11 protein-coding genes and 1 pseudogene are annotated in these 14671 nt (G+C 58.4%); all 12 read right to left on the bottom strand.

The window, feature by feature from the left end; translation table 11 throughout:
• Nucleotides 1–169 precede the first annotated feature (169 nt).
• The 12 genes and pseudogenes from ACOYW1_RS06030 to ACOYW1_RS05975 all read right to left on the bottom strand — a co-directional run bounded on the left by ACOYW1_RS06030 (nt 170) and on the right by ACOYW1_RS05975 (nt 14579).
• Nucleotides 170–1666 (bottom strand): ABC transporter ATP-binding protein, encoded by a 1497-nt coding sequence (locus tag ACOYW1_RS06030; protein ID WP_482422061.1) that lies wholly within the window; start codon nt 1664–1666, stop codon nt 170–172.
• Nucleotides 1663–1920 carry a hypothetical protein gene (locus ACOYW1_RS06025; protein WP_482422060.1) on the bottom strand — a complete coding sequence of 86 codons (258 nt, stop codon included), beginning with the start codon at nt 1918–1920 and terminating at the stop codon, nt 1663–1665. The genes ACOYW1_RS06030 and ACOYW1_RS06025 overlap by 4 nt, the downstream gene beginning before the upstream one ends.
• A gap of 161 nt (nt 1921–2081) precedes the next feature.
• Nucleotides 2082–2978, bottom strand: coding sequence for an LpxI family protein (locus ACOYW1_RS06020; RefSeq protein WP_482422059.1), 897 nt, complete (start codon nt 2976–2978; stop codon nt 2082–2084).
• A gap of 2 nt (nt 2979–2980) precedes the next feature.
• The gene (gene lpxA, locus ACOYW1_RS06015) at nt 2981–3757 is read right to left on the bottom strand and encodes an acyl-ACP--UDP-N-acetylglucosamine O-acyltransferase (protein ID WP_180145922.1); all 777 of its coding nucleotides are present in this window, start codon (nt 3755–3757) and stop codon (nt 2981–2983) included.
• Between the two features lie 166 nt (nt 3758–3923).
• Entirely contained in the window at nt 3924–4949 is a 1026-nt protein-coding gene (lpxD, locus tag ACOYW1_RS06010) for a UDP-3-O-(3-hydroxymyristoyl)glucosamine N-acyltransferase (protein ID WP_482422058.1), read from the bottom strand.
• Nucleotides 4950–5077: 128 nt separating this feature from the next.
• Nucleotides 5078–5449, bottom strand: a complete 372-nt coding sequence (locus ACOYW1_RS06005) for an OmpH/Skp family outer membrane protein (protein WP_482422057.1) — start codon at nt 5447–5449, stop codon at nt 5078–5080.
• Nucleotides 5450–5509: 60 nt separating this feature from the next.
• Nucleotides 5510–6025 (bottom strand): BamA/TamA family outer membrane protein, encoded by a 516-nt coding sequence (locus tag ACOYW1_RS06000; protein WP_482422056.1) that lies wholly within the window; start codon nt 6023–6025, stop codon nt 5510–5512.
• A gap of 86 nt (nt 6026–6111) precedes the next feature.
• A pseudogene (gene bamA, locus ACOYW1_RS05995) lies at nt 6112–7770 on the bottom strand (outer membrane protein assembly factor BamA); the annotation flags it as partial.
• Between the two features lie 424 nt (nt 7771–8194).
• The gene (locus ACOYW1_RS05990) at nt 8195–10135 is read right to left on the bottom strand and encodes a lipoprotein-releasing ABC transporter permease subunit (protein ID WP_482422055.1); all 1941 of its coding nucleotides are present in this window, start codon (nt 10133–10135) and stop codon (nt 8195–8197) included.
• 69 nt (nt 10136–10204) lie between these two features.
• Nucleotides 10205–11695 carry a lysine--tRNA ligase gene (gene lysS, locus ACOYW1_RS05985; RefSeq protein ID WP_482422054.1) on the bottom strand — a complete coding sequence of 497 codons (1491 nt, stop codon included), beginning with the start codon at nt 11693–11695 and terminating at the stop codon, nt 10205–10207.
• 311 nt (nt 11696–12006) lie between these two features.
• Nucleotides 12007–13371 (bottom strand): two-component system sensor histidine kinase NtrB, encoded by a 1365-nt coding sequence (locus ACOYW1_RS05980; protein ID WP_482422053.1) that lies wholly within the window; start codon nt 13369–13371, stop codon nt 12007–12009.
• Nucleotides 13371–14579, bottom strand: a complete 1209-nt coding sequence (locus ACOYW1_RS05975) for a type II secretion system F family protein (protein WP_482422052.1) — start codon at nt 14577–14579, stop codon at nt 13371–13373. The genes ACOYW1_RS05980 and ACOYW1_RS05975 overlap by 1 nt, the downstream gene beginning before the upstream one ends.
• Nucleotides 14580–14671: the final 92 nt, after the last annotated feature.

Genomic DNA, 14671 nt, shown 5'->3' with positions numbered 1-14671 from the left:
TGATCCCAGATGCAAAAAAAGGCGACCCTGAAAAGGGTCGCCTTTTTTAGTTTGTGCTGATTTTATTAAGACGGATTTAACAAAAAAGCCGTGGTCGCACGTGGATTTCAATAGGTCTCGCCAGCTTACCGCCGGAGGCTCCCTTCTGGGCTGAGTAGATACGAGCGGTTCAGCTCTTTTCTCCGGCACGTCGCCTTGCAAACTGCATGGTATGGAGCCTTGCATACTCCCCGTCCCTTGCAAGCAACTCGTCGTGCTTGCCCTCTTCCACAATCTCCCCTTTGGAAACCACCACAATGCGGTCGGCGTGCTGGATGGTGGAGAGCCGGTGGGCAATAACAAAGGTGGTTCGTCCCTTCATGAGGTTCTCAAGGGCATCCTGCACCACCTTCTCTGCTTCTGTGTCCAGGGCACTGGTGGCCTCGTCCAGCAGCAGGATAGGAGCATCCTTGAGCAGGGCCCGCGCAATGCAGAGGCGCTGCTTCTCGCAGAGACGGCTCCCAAGCTCACCGATACGGGTATCAAAACCATCGGGCAGGCTCATGATGAACCGATAGGCATAGGCCGCCTTGGATGCCGCCACGATGTCCTCCCAGGTGGCATCGCTGTTGCCGTAGGCGATGTTGTCCCGAATGGACTCGTTAAAGAGAATGGCGTCCTGGGTCACCATGGCGATGCGGCTGCGCAGGGAAGCCAGGGTCACGTTGCGGATATCGACGTCATCAATGGCGATACGCCCTGACGTCACGTCGTAGAAGCGCGGAATAAGATTGATAAAGGTGGATTTTCCACCCCCGCTCATCCCCACCAGGGCAATGACCTCTCCGGGGTCGGCGCTGAGGTTGATGCCCTTAAGCACCGGATCTTCCCCATAGGAAAAGGTAACATCCTCAAAAGCCACCCGGTGGGAACTCGGTGAAAGCTCCACAGCCCCCGGACGATCCGTGATCTCCGGCTCCATCTCGATGATCTCAAACACCCTGTCCAGGGCGGCCAGCCCCTCCTGAACGGTGTTGTTGAGCTTGCTGAGTTTTTTCAAGGGTTCATAAAGCAGCATGACAGCCGTCAAAAAGGAGAGAAAGGTTCCGGTGGTGGAGGTGCCTTTGATCACACCGTGGCCGCCGTACCAGACCACCGCCGCGATCCCCAGGCCACCGCAGACATCCGTCACGGGCGAGGAAAGTGCCTTGGCCTTCACCTTTTTCATCTCAAAACGGAACAGGTCCCAGGATTTTTTGTAAAATCGCTGCTTCTCGTACTCTTCCCGTCCGAAGGCCTTGATGATCTTGGCCCCTGCAAAGGTCTCATGGAGAAAAGTGTTGAGTTCCCCCACCGACTGCTGGGTGCCGGTGCTCACCTTGCGGACCCGCCTGCCCAGCTTCACGATGGGATAAAAAGCCACGGGTACCACCACCAGGGCCACCAGGGCCAGCTTCCAGTCCCGGTAGATGATCACCCCGGTAAGGCCGATGATGGTGAACACATGCTCAATGGCGGCGGTCACCGAGGTGGAAACCATGGCCTGGATAAGGGTGACGTCGTTGGTGATGCGGCTCATGAGGACCCCGGTCCGCTCCTTCTGGAAAAAGGAGAGGGACAGGTCCTGGATGGTGCCGTAGAGTTCGTTCCGCAGGGTGGTGATGATGGTCTGCCCCACGTTGTTCATGAAGTACTCTTTGGCAAGGACATCCCGGCGCACCATCCAGGTAATACGAAGGTCACCACCTTGAGCATCACACCATTCTGGGCGATAAAGATATCATCCAGGATATTCTTGATCAGAAAGGCCAGGGCCGCGGTGGAGCCCGAGATCAAGGCCATGCAGACCATGGAGATCCCCAGCTTTGCCCAGCTGTTGCGGATAAGCCTCAGAATTTTGCGATGCCGTTCACCGGCGGTCAATTCCTGAAATAGTTTCATAGTGATAATGTATCTTACCTTAGGCCCGCCCCTTTCGGGCGAGCAGCACACCGCACGTCAACGAAACGGCATGGATGGATCAACAGAGAGGCTCACCCCGCCGGGAGTCACGGGGTGATCAATGACAGGGCTGCTTGGATGAGAAAAACCTTGGCGGTGCCTTACTTCCCACCGAGGACGGGACAGGACGACGGAGAGCCGTCCACCACCACAATGGTCATGTTGTTCTTATCGGCATAGGCCACCATGGCGTCGCGGTCGAAAACAACGGCATGGCCCGCTTCCAGCACCAGCCCGGTAACCCCGGCCTCTTTCATGGTCTGAAGGGTATTCAGGCCCACGGCCGGTACGTCGAACCGCATGTCCTGGGTGGGCTTGCTCACCTTGACCAGAACCGCGTCGCCTGTTCCCAGGCTGCCCCCCCGGCGAATGGTGGCGTCGGTGCCGTCGATGGCCTCCACGGCCAGCACCGAGCCGCCGCCCATGACGATGCACTGCCCCACATCAAGGCGGCCGATCTCCTTGGCGATATGCCAGCCCGTGCACATGTCCTTGGCCTGGGCATCGGTGGGGCGTTTCCGGGTCCAGAGTCCGGCGTCGGCCAGGATCTCCGGTACCAGAAAGGTGGACGAACGCACGGCCAGCCCCTCTTTTTCCAGGAGCCGGGCAAAGGCGCTCAGCAGGGTGTCATCGTTGGTATGGCGCATACGGGCGAGGAAGGCCAGGGCCTTGGTGTCCGGTCGGATATCCCGAAAGACGTTGGTCTTGGTGACGCCGCCCACAAGGACCACTTCCTCCACCCCATGGGCCCTGAAAAAGCGGATCAGTTTTTTTACCTGACCGATGTGGATCCACTCGGTCTCCTCGCAGAGACCCTCCACGTCGGCCAGTGCTTCGTTTTTAATCGCTGCGGCGTAAACCCGGTAGCCCTTCTCTTTTGCTGCGCGCGAAAACAGCAGGGGAAACTGGCCGTTGCCCGCAATGATCCCCACCTTCATGGCGTGATTCCTTTCCGGTGCCCGGTCAGCCGTGCCGGTGCCGTGTCTGCCGGGTGTCATCGTTAGCGGGTGATCCCTCGGCTGGAGTTCTGAATAAAATCGACGAAAGCCACGACCTCGGGAATCTGGTTCACCTCGGCCCGGACCCGCTCGATACCCTCGTTAAGGGTCAGCCCGATGCGGAACAGGAGACGGTAGGTACGCTTCAGTTCGGTGATGGTGGCCTCGGAAAAGTCGCTTCGACGCATGCCCACCTTGTTGAGCCCGTGGAGGGTGGCGCGGTCCCCGGCGGAAATCACATAGGGGGGAATGTCTTTCACCACCACAGACTTGCCGCCGATGTAAGCGTAATCCCCCACGCGGACAAACTGGTGGATGGCGGTGAACCCGCCGATGTTGGAAAAATCCCCGAGCTCGCAGTGGCCTGCCAGGGTGGAGTTGTTGGCAAGGATCACCCGGCGCCCGGTCTTGCAGTCATGGGCCACGTGGCAATAGGCCATGAGAAAGTTCTCGGCCCCCACCTCAGTGATGCCGCCGCCCACGCCGGTTCCCCGGTTGATGGTAACAAATTCGCGGATCACGGTGCCCCGCCCCACCTTGAGATGAGTGACCTCGCCTTTGAACTTCAGGTCCTGGGGAGCCGCTCCCACGGAGGCGTATTGGAAAATCCGGCAGTCCGGGCCAATGCTGGTGTGCTCGTCGATGACCACATGGGAGGCGATCTCGGTTCCGGCCCCAATGGAGGTGTTGCCCCTGACGATGGTGTAGGGACCGATGACGACATCGTCGTCAATCTCTGCCGTTGGGTCAATGATGGCTGTCGGGTGTATGTTTGTCATGGCACGTCCTTATATATTGTGCACACCAAATCGGTGCAAATGCTCTCACAGTTCGTTTGATCGGTTCTAATATCACGGTACAAGGCACCGAAGGTCCCCACCAGTGTATACCTTACGCGGGAACCTCGCAACGGGAAGCAGCAGCCGGCCCCGTTTCCCAGGGCCTTTACTCGCCGGATTCAAGGCGGGAAACCCGCTTTTCGAGGCGGGAAACCGTACGCTTGAGCTCGGGAAGTTTGGGCATGAGGCTGATGAGCCTCAACCACAGCTTGTGGGGCATGGCCGGTGTCCCGGAGACCACTTCTCCTTCGCCCAGGGACTTGACCACCCCGGCGTCGGGACCGACGATGGTGTTGTCGCCGATATGAATATGGCCGGAGATCCCGGCCTTGCCGGCCAGAATCACATGGTTGCCCACCGTGGTGCTGCCGGCAATGCCCACCTGGGCCACCAGGAGGGTGTCTTCCCCCACTTCCACATTGTGGGCCACATGGACCAGGTTATCGGTTTTGACCCCGCGCTTGATCCAGGTCCGCCCGGAGGTGGCCCGGTCAATGGCGTTCAGGGCCCCGATCTCCACGTCGTCGTCGATCTGAACAATACCGGTGTGGGGGATTTTCCGGTAGCTCGTCCCTTCCGGGGCAAACCCGTACCCGTCGCTGCCGATGACGCTTCCGGAATGAACCGTGATCCGATCCCCCAGAATGCAGTCGTGGCCGATGGTAACGTTTGATTTCAGGGTGACACCGTCGCCGAGGCGGGCCCCCTCTTCCACGACCACCCCCGGAAAAATGCGGCACCCCGCACCCAGGGTGACGTTGTCGCAGATCACCGCGCCGGGCCCGATCTCAACGGGTCCACCGAAGGTGACCTGCTCACCGATAAACGCCCGGGGGCTCACCTTGTGGGTTACGTCCCCTTTGGGAGCAAAAAACTCCATGACCTTAATGAAGGCCACCCGGGGGTTGTCCACTACAATGAGTGCCTTGTCGCTGTCGTCCCGGGCTTCGGGCACGAGCACCGTGCCGGCACCGGTCTCCGAGAGCCGTTTCAGGTAGCTTGCATCCCCTGCAAAGACAACCTGGTCTTCTTTTGCGTCTTCAAAAGGCGCCGGAGCCGTGACAACCCGGGAGCCGTCACCAATGATGGTTCCTCCCAGCATGTCGGCGATTTCTTGAACGGTCCGCTTCATCTTACCTCTTTTCGTATGCCTTATCGTACAGGCCGATGAGCCTGCTTGTCATGTCCATGGATTCGGGGGCGTAGAGCACCTCTTTTTTTTCAACAATCAGCAGGTAGCCCCCTTTGCGACCGAGCCGGTCAATGATCCCGGCCAGGTCCGATCCGGAACTCCGCCGCCTGCGGTTCGATATCTTCAAAAAGGCGGCTGTACTTCCTGTCCGCCGCCTTGAACTCGCCTAAAAGCGTCTCCAGCTCCTTGCGCTTTTCGCCCACCTCGCGGGTGGTGGCGGAAAGCTCAAGGTTCTCCAGTTCACCCTGCAGAACCCCGATGCGCTTTTTCAGGCGCCCGAGTTCCGCCGTGCGTTCTGCCTGTTTGGTTCGAAGGGCTTCGGCAGCCTCACGCCCTGCTTTGGACTCTTTGAGCACGCGCTGGAAATCCACCACGCCGATTTTTGCCACGTCCGCGGCCTGAACGCTTCCCCCCAGAAGAGCAAGGAAAGCCAATGCCATCAGGCATCTGGTCATGCATCGCATAATAACCCCCGTTTGATTCCGCAGTATGCTTTGGCTCTAGAACGCCGTGCCCATGGTGAACTCCCAGCGTCCCGATCCTTCGTCGGGCTCGGGATCCACGATGTAGCCCCTTTCGAAGCGAATGGGACCGATGGGCGAGTACCAGCGAAAGCCAAAGCCGTAGGTGTGACGAAGGTCCGAGAGATCGATGTTTCCGTTCTCCTCGTACACGTTACCCGCATCGGTGAAGATCAGGGCCACCAGGCCGTCCACCCCGAACAGGGGGGCGATAAGTTCGGCGTTGAACTGCACGTACTTTTCACCGCCGATGGTCTTGCCTTCATCGTCCTCCAGGTGCACATCCTCAAAGTCGAAGCCGCGCAGGGAGTTGATGCCCCCTAAGTAAAACTTCTTGTAGTCAGGAAGAAACCCGCCGCTGTTTTCATGGACAAGGCCCCCTTCACCGTGGAGCATGCCGATGAGCTTCCAGGCAACGGGAAAGAACCAGCTGGACTCGGCCGTGTACTTGGAGTAGCTGATGTCGCCCCCCAACGGCCCACCGGTGTGCTCCACCCTGAGGGTGTGGTTGAAGCCCCGGGTGGTCTGGGCGTTGTACCGTCGGTCCCTGGAATGAGGGTCGGACAGAGGCTGAAGGCGGCGCTGCTGAGGGTGTTCTCGCCCTCCATCTCCTTGATCTGATCCGACGCTGTGGCGTCGATGTCGTCGATGGTGTTTTTCTCAAAGGTGTAGGAGACAAAGGCGCGGGTGTAGTCGTAGACAGGGTAACCCAGGGTCAGCCCGCCACCGACACTCTCTTTGTCGTAGGAGGTGTACTCGTCGTCCCACTTTTTCAATTCATACTTGGAGTAGAGGGGAATGTCAAAAAGCCAGGGCTCCACAAAGCTCAAGGTAAACTTGTTGCCGGTTCCGCCGAACTGGGCCTTCAGGTCCAGGGACTGGTCCCTGCCGAAAAGGTTTCGCTTGGAGATGGAGGTGGTCCCGAAGAGCTTGTCCTCGCTGCTGTAGCCCATGCCAAAGGTAAAGGTCCCGGTGGGTTTTTCCTTGACGTCGATGGAAAGGTTGACCTTGTCCGGGTCCGTGGTGTCCAGGGTGTTGACCTTGACGTCGCCGAAGTACTGAGGACGATGAAGCCGCGGCCAGTTCTCCTTGAGCCTTGCCCCCCGGTAGAGTTCCTGCTCGTAGACCTTAAGCTGGCGGCGGATCACCTTGTCCCGGGTCACGGTGTTGCCGGTTATGATGATCTTGTCGAAGTAGACCAGGCCCCCTTTGGTGACCCGGTAGGTCACATCCGCCACCTTCTCTTTGCGGTTGCGCCGGATGTCGGGGACCACCGAGGCCCGGGCGTATCCCTCGTCGCTGTAAGTATCGGTAAGGGCCACCACGTCGTTCTGGACCTTCTCGCGGTTGAGGAACTCATCCTGCTCCACGGTCAACCTCTCGAAAAGCGCCTCCTTGGTGTCCAGGATATCGCCTGAAACATCCACCTTGCCCAGGGAGTACCGGATGCCCTCTTCAATCTTGATGGTGACAAAGATCCACTTGCCCTTGTACTCCACCACGGGGTCTGCGATGCGGCAGTCGATGAAACCATTTTTCTGGTATTCGGCGTTGATCACCGCCATATCGACGTTCAGGTCCGCCATCTCCAGGGTGCCTGAGGAGGTCAGCCAGGAGAAGAACCCCTTCTTTTTGGTTTTGATCATCTTTCGGATCTTTTTGTCCGAGAAAAAGTCGTTGCCCTCCACGGAGACCTTTTTGATCCAGATCTTCTCCCCTTCTTCCAGGGTGAATTCAAGATCCGCCTGGTTGTTCTCCACGTCGATGAGCCGGTAGCTCACCTTGGTCTTATAATAATGTTTTTCGTTGTAGAGGCTCTCGATCTGCTTGATGGAGGTGTTCAAGGCGCCGGTGTTGAAGATGGCCCCCTTGGAGAGGGTGATGTTCTCCTTGATCTTCTCGTCGTCGAACACATGGTTTCCGGTCACCAGGACGTTTCGGATGGTGGGTTTCTCCTTCACGCGGAAGACCACCGTGGCCGTGGCGTCATCATGGTGCTCGGCCACCACCTTGATGTCCTCGAAATATCCCATGCGGTAGATGGCTTTCATGTCCCGGGTGAGGGCGTCCTTTTTCAGGCGATCCCCGGCCTTGACACGGACCACGCGAAGCACCGCGTCGGACTCGATGCGGCGGTTCCCCTCCACCTTGACATCGGCCACGGTCTCAAAGCTGAAAATACGGGAACCGATCTTTACGGCCAGATCTCCCACCGTGGAGATGAGGGTTTCCACGCCCATGCCCTCGCTGGAAAGGGGTGTGGTGGTTGCGCGCCGTACGTCAAACAGCTTGGCATCCAGCTTGAAGGTATCCCCTGTCTGGGTCATGGTTCCCCAGACCACATGGTCGACATTCTCGGATGTTGCCAGGGTCGAAAGGCGAGCGGTGTTTACGGCCCCGTCTTCTCCCACGGCCCCCAGCAGGGGCCCGGCGTCCACCATCTCGCCTCCGTCCCGCTTGAGCTGGCCGGAAAGAGTTGCAGGGATCTGATCGGAAAGGTACGAAAGATCTGTATCAGAAACCACGCGAAACGGAAGAACGGCGATTCGTTTCGCCGCCTCTTCAGCCCGAACGGGATCGGCTCCGGCCATCACCACGATCATGATCATCAGAGAAAAGAAAAGTGATCTGGTCAGTCGAGTCATCATGCTGTTTTCCTTGTAATCAATTCCGTTCAACGAGTTGCCCCCCTTCCAGGGTTACCTGGCGGTCCATGTAGCCGGCCAACTCCATGTTGTGGGTCACCACCACAACGGTCATGCCGGTTTCACGGTTCAAATCGTCGAGCAACTCATGGATCTGGCTGCTGTTCTTACCGTCCAGGTTACCGGTCGGCTCGTCAGCCAGAAGAATCGCGGGCCGTCCCACCACCGCTCGTGCAATGGCCACGCGTTGTTGTTCCCCTCCGGACAATTCCCCCGCCCGATGGTGAAGCCGCTTGGAAAGCCCCACCCGGTCGAGGATCGCTTCGGCGTCCTTAACGGGTGCTTCTCCCTTTTCCCCTCTGATCAGCCGGGGCAACATCACATTTTCCAATGCTGTAAACTCCGGCAACAAATGATGAAACTGGAACACAAAGCCGATGGTTCTGTTGCGAAAATCCGCAAGGTGCTTGTCGTCCGACGCAAACACATCAACCCCGTCACAGACAAGCCGTCCGGCGTCGGGCCGGTCCAGGGCCCCTACGATATGCAGCAGGGTCGATTTTCCGATGCCGGACGCTCCGGTGACGGCAATGCGCTCGCCGCCCACCATGGAAAAATCCACGTCCCTGAGCACGTCCAGGGACACGCCTCCGGCGCTGTAGGACTTGGAAATGCCTTCCAGGGTCAGGCTGGCGCCTCTCTTGGAATCATCCATAACGTATCGCCTCCACCGTGTTCTGCCTGGAAGCCTGCCAGGCAGGGTACAGGTGGCCAGAAAACAGATGCAAAAGGCCGAAGCGGAGATGGCCAGAACATCCATGGCCTCCAGCCGCACCGGCAGGGTTGAAAAGATGTAGACCTTGGGCAGGTCGATGAACTTAAAGTGCTTCAGGACAAAGCAGAGCGCCACCCCCAGGGCCACCCCGATGGAGGTGCCCACCATGCCGATGAGGGTCCCCTGGTAGACAAATATCCGCATGATGCTGCCGTCCGTGGCGCCCATGGCCTTTAAGATGGCAATATCCCGCGTCTTCTCCATCACCATCATGATGAGGCTGCTGGCAATGTTGAAGGCAGCCACAAGCACGATAAGAATCAGGATCACGAACATGGCCGCCTTTTCAAGCTTGAGCGCTGAAAAAAGGCTGGCGTTCATCTGCATCCAGTCCCGGGCCCAGTACACGGGTCCCAGCTGCCCGAGGACCCCTTCGCGAACCTCATGGGCCTCATAGGGAGCATCGATCCAGACATCTATGCCCGTCACCTTGTCCCCCAGGCGAAAAACGGACTTGGCGTCCTCAATGTGAATGTAGGCAAAGGCGCTGTCGTATTCGTACATGCCGGAATCAAAGAGACCGGCCACCCGGAACCGCCGCATGGAGGGCACGTGCCCCATGGGGGAAATCATCCCCTTGGGAGAGATCAGGTAGATCATGTCCCCTTCCCCTACGCCGAGATTCAGGGCCAACTCTTTGCCCAGCACCACCCCCGTGGGCGCTCCCCTGGAGGGGGCTTTGCGGGCGAGCTTTTCTTCAAGGAGTTCCGGGTCAAACCCTTCGACCTGGGTCACACCGGCATCAGGGTCCACCCCGCGGACCACGGCACCGGACACGCCGTAACCGGAACGCAGCATCACCTGGCCGTAGACAAAGGGGGCGGCCACCGTCACCCCGTCTACCCCCTGGATCACATCCTGAAGGTTTGCCGGGTCGGCAATGCCGCCGCCACGTTTCATCACGGTAATATGGGACTGGAATCCCAGGATACGGGCCTTGAAATCCTTCTCCGCCCCGGTCATCACGGCAATCACCACCACGAGGGCCATCACCCCCACGGCAACACCGGCGACCGACAGCAAAGAAATCAGGGAAATAAAGGCTTGCCTGCGCTTGGCCTTCAGATAGCGCAAGGCAATGAGGAGTTCATACGATATGGAAAGGGGCGATCCGATTCGGCTCATTCAACCATCGTTTTACAGGAGGTATTAAAAAAACCGTCGGCAGGGCTCTGCCCCGCCGACGGCGTCTTATCATGACTTTTCGATCCGCTTCATCAAGGGGAACAGAATCACCTCACGAATGGACGGAGAGTCGGTCAGCAGCATGGCAAGCCGGTCGATGCCGATGCCCTCACCGGCCGTGGGAGGCATCCCGTACTCCAGGGCTTCGATGTAGTCGCTGTCCATGTTGTGGGCTTCTTCGTTGCCCGCTTCCTTGTCCGCCACCTGCTGGAGGAAACGGTCGCGCTGGTCTTCCGGGTCGTTAAGCTCGGAAAAGCCGTTGGCGATCTCACGGCCCGCGATGAACAGCTCAAAGCGGTCGGTGAGTTCCGGGTGGACGTCGCTGCGCCTTGACAGGGGCGACACCTCCACGGGGTAGCCGGTGATGAAGGTGGGCTGGATCAGGTTGGGTTCCACCAGCTCATCGAAGAGCTTGGTGATCACCTTGCCCATGCGATCCGCCTTGGTGATGTGGATGCCCTTGGACTCGGCAAAGGCCAGGAGGCCCTGGTGATCGTCCAGGATCTCTTTGTCCACCCCGCCGATCTCCACCAGGGAGTCCAGGAGGGGAATGCGTCGCCACGCCTTGCTGAAGTCGATGGTGTTGCCCTGGTACTCGATGACCGGCAACCCGGTGGTCTTTTCGGTCACATAGGCAAACATCTCCTCGGTGAGGTCCATGAGGTCTTCGTAGTTGGCGTAGGCCTGGTAGAACTCGATCATGGTAAACTCAGGGTTGTGCCGGGTGGACACCCCTTCGTTCCGGAAGTTACGGTTGATCTCGAACACACGCTCGAACCCGCCCACAACCAGTCGCTTCAGGTAAAGCTCAGGGGCGATGCGAAGGTAAAGGTCCATGTCCAGGGCGCGGTGATGGGTCACAAAGGGAGTGGCCTCCGCGCCGCCGGCAATGGGCTGCATCATGGGGGTCTCCACCTCGAGGTAGTCCCGTTCGAGGAGGAACTCGCGCACAGCCTGGACCATGCGGCTTCGCCTGCGGAAGATCTCCTTGACGTCCTGGTTCATGATCAGGTCGACATAACGCTGGCGGTAACGTTTTTCCGGGTCTTTGAGACCGTGGAATTTCTCGGGCAGGGGGCGCACGGACTTGCACACAAGGGAGAGGCAGGTGGGCTGAAGGGTCCACTCACCGGTACGGGTTTTAAAAAGGGTGCCGGTCAGACCGAGGAAGTCGCCGATATCCATCTTTTTAAAGAGGTCGTAGGCCTCGTCACCCACCTTGTCTTTGGCCACAAAGGCCTGCATCAGACCGCTGCGGTCCCGGAAACGGACAAAGGAGGATTTGCCCATGCGGTTGATGGCCATGATACGACCGGCCACGGTAAAGACAGCTCCCTCTTCGCCGGTATTCTCCGGCTCGGCTTCGATGAAGGCCTTGATATCGGCCACAGTATGGGTTACCCGCAGGTCATTGGGGTAAAGGTTGATGCCCCGCCCTTTCAGCTCTTCATTCTTCGCTCGTCTCTGCTCAACGACGTCCTGTGCGCTTTCTTTGCTCATTCTTTTGCTGCTCACTTTATTGATGGCCCCGTAAAAAAACAGCCCTGCCCCGGCACATCCGATGCCGGGGTTGCCCCTTCCATAGCAGGATAGGGAGAACCATTCGCAGCATATTTTTTTACGGTCGCATCATCATTAGATTATGTTCAGAAGCCGAGGCTTCGGATATTTCCTGGTTCGAAACCGCTTTGGTCCCCAGGTGCCCCCGGCCGCACGGGCCGCACCTCCGCCCTCGAATCAGACGGTTTTCAAGACAGCTTTGCCCGGATTCGACCAAAGGTCCCTAACCTAACCAATTTCATTTGCCGCTGTCAACAGCGGTCCCGAAGTTCCCGGGGCGATGGGGTTCCGGAGTCACAGGGAAGCGAAAGCAGAAACTCCGCCCCCTCCCCGGGACAGCTCACAACACGAATCCCGCCGCCGCTCTCTTCCAGGAGCCTGTGAACAATGGAAAGCCCCAGGCCTGTGCCCTCTTTTTTGGTGGTAAAAAAGGGGTCAAAAATGTGCTTTACGATATCCGGGTCGATGCCCACCCCATCATCTTTCACGGAGAGTGCCACTGCGTCCCGGCTCTTCCTGTAGCCGGACACAATGACGGTCCCGCCGCCTGAGACGGCCTCGGCAGCGTTGATAAGCAGGTTGAGCATCACCTGGCGCAAATGCCCCAGATCCATGCGGACCGTCAGACCCTCCACCACCAAAACCTCCACACCCACATGATGCCCGTACCGTACGTCCTGCTCCAGCAGGGCCACGGTCTCCTCCACCACTGACGCCACCAGGATGGGCGCCGGACTGCCGGAACCGGGCCGTGCAAAAAGGAGAAACTCCGTCACCAGCCCCGAAAGCCGGGCGGTTTCGCGCACGGCAATCCCCATAAGCTTTTCATGGTGGGGCTCCCATCCTTTCTCCCCTTTGAGCATCTGGATGGAGCCGGAAAGGGAGGCCAGGGGATTTTTGATCTCATGGGCCAGGCCGGCAGCCATTTCCCCGATGATGGCCATCTTCTCCACCCGCTTGACCTGTTCTTCCATCACCGCCAGATCCGCCCGGGCCCGGGTCTCCTGTTCTGCGATGTATCCGCTAACCAGACAGGTAACGAGGCAGGCGAGAAACAGCACCGAGGTCCGATAAAAGACGACCTGTCCGGTAAAATCCTGTGCAAAGGGAGAGGACTCAAAGCCCGGGGGCGCCAACATGCCGTAATGCTGAAAATTCACCAACACCCCAAAGGCAATGCAGGAGACGGCCGCGGTAAAATACCCGCCCATCCGTCCCAGGATGATGGTGCCGCAGATAATGACAATGGGATAGAGAAAGAGAAAGGGGCTGTAGAGAAGCCCTGTGAGGTAGGCTATGGCGGAGACGACGAGAACGTCTCCGAAGATCTGGATCCCGCCGAAGGCCTCTTCATGCCGGAACCATCGGAAGGTCGCCAGGTAGAGAAGGTTCACAAGAAACACGAACCCCGCCACCACATACAGAGAGGTGAGGGGCTCGACAAAAAACGAAAGGCGCTCTCCTGCCCGATAGACAAGGATGGCGCCAAGGGTCAGCATGGCAAACAGAGCCCGTCCGAGCATCAGCCACCGGAGTTTCCGCACAAACTCCGTATCCCCCGCACGCGCACCCTGTCCCCGGCGATCCGGTGGAGTCCCCACGGCGCCCGTGGCCATCAGCCCACAACGCTGGCCAGTTTGAAAATGGGAAGGTACATGGCCACGACCAGCCCCCCGATGACTACGCCCAAAAAGACCAGCATAAAGGGCTCAATGAGAGAAGTCAGGTTCTCCACGGCCTGGTCCACTTCGTCATCGTAGAAATCCGCGATCTTCTCCAACATAGTATCCAGGGCACCGGTGGACTCCCCCACGGCGATCATGGAGCAGACCATGGAGGGAAAAATCCCGCTCTCAATGAGGGGATCGGCCATGGTGCGGCCTTCGGAGATTCCGGCACGCACCTCGTAGATGGACTCTTCGATGACCACGTTGCCCGAGGTCTTGGCCACGATATCCAGGGCATCCAGAATGGCCACGCCGGAGTTGAGCATGGTCCCCATGGTACGGGTGAACTTGGAGACCGCCACCTTTCGAATCAGGATCCCGAACACGGGAATTTTCAGAAAGGTCCGGTCAAGAACCTTCCGCCCTTTGGCCGTCTTGCCGAACTGCTTGTAGGCGATGACCGCAAGCACGATACTGACCAGAATATACAGAATTTTCCCACGGACAAACTCGCTCATGTTGATGACCACCTGGGTGGGCAGGGGCAGCGCCGCGCCAAAATCTGAAAACATCGTCGTAAAAGAGGGAATGACAAACACCAGAATCACAGCCACCACCAAAACGGCGATGACCATGGTAACAATGGGATAGGTCATGGCGCCCTTCACCTGGCGCTTGAGCTTCATCATTTTTTCCATGTAGTTGGACAGACGGCGCAAAATGATGTCGAGGATCCCCCCGGCCTCTCCGGCAGCCACCATGTTGACGAACAGGTCGTCGAAGAGCTTCGGATGCTTCTTCAGGGCCGAGGCAAAGGTCTGGCCGCCCTCCACATCTCCCTTGATCTCCTTGATCACCTTTTTAAAGGTGGGATTCTCCTGTTGGTTCAGCAAAATCTCAAGACACTGGATAATGGGAAGCCCTGCGTCGATCATGGTGGAAAACTGCCGTGCAAAAACAATGATATCGTTTTCCTTCACCGCGGGCTGCAGGAAGGTGACGTTCTCCAGGATATCTTTGGGTTTCTGCTTGACCTTGCCCGGCACAATGCGCAGTTGCGTAAGGTTTGCGCGGACCGCCTCTTCACTGCGGGCTTCCATTTCCCCTTTACGGGTTTCGTTTTTTCTGTTCTTCCCTTCCCAGAGATAAACAGGCATCGTCAACCTCCTACAAAAACTGGAGAGCGGGTTGGCATCAACATGCCCTGAACGGGCATGGGCGTGGCATCGAAGCGACCTTGCGGTTGGTT

The organism is Desulfoluna sp. CYM3A (assembly GCF_056829965.1).
This window is presented reverse-complemented; position numbering and strand designations above follow the sequence as displayed.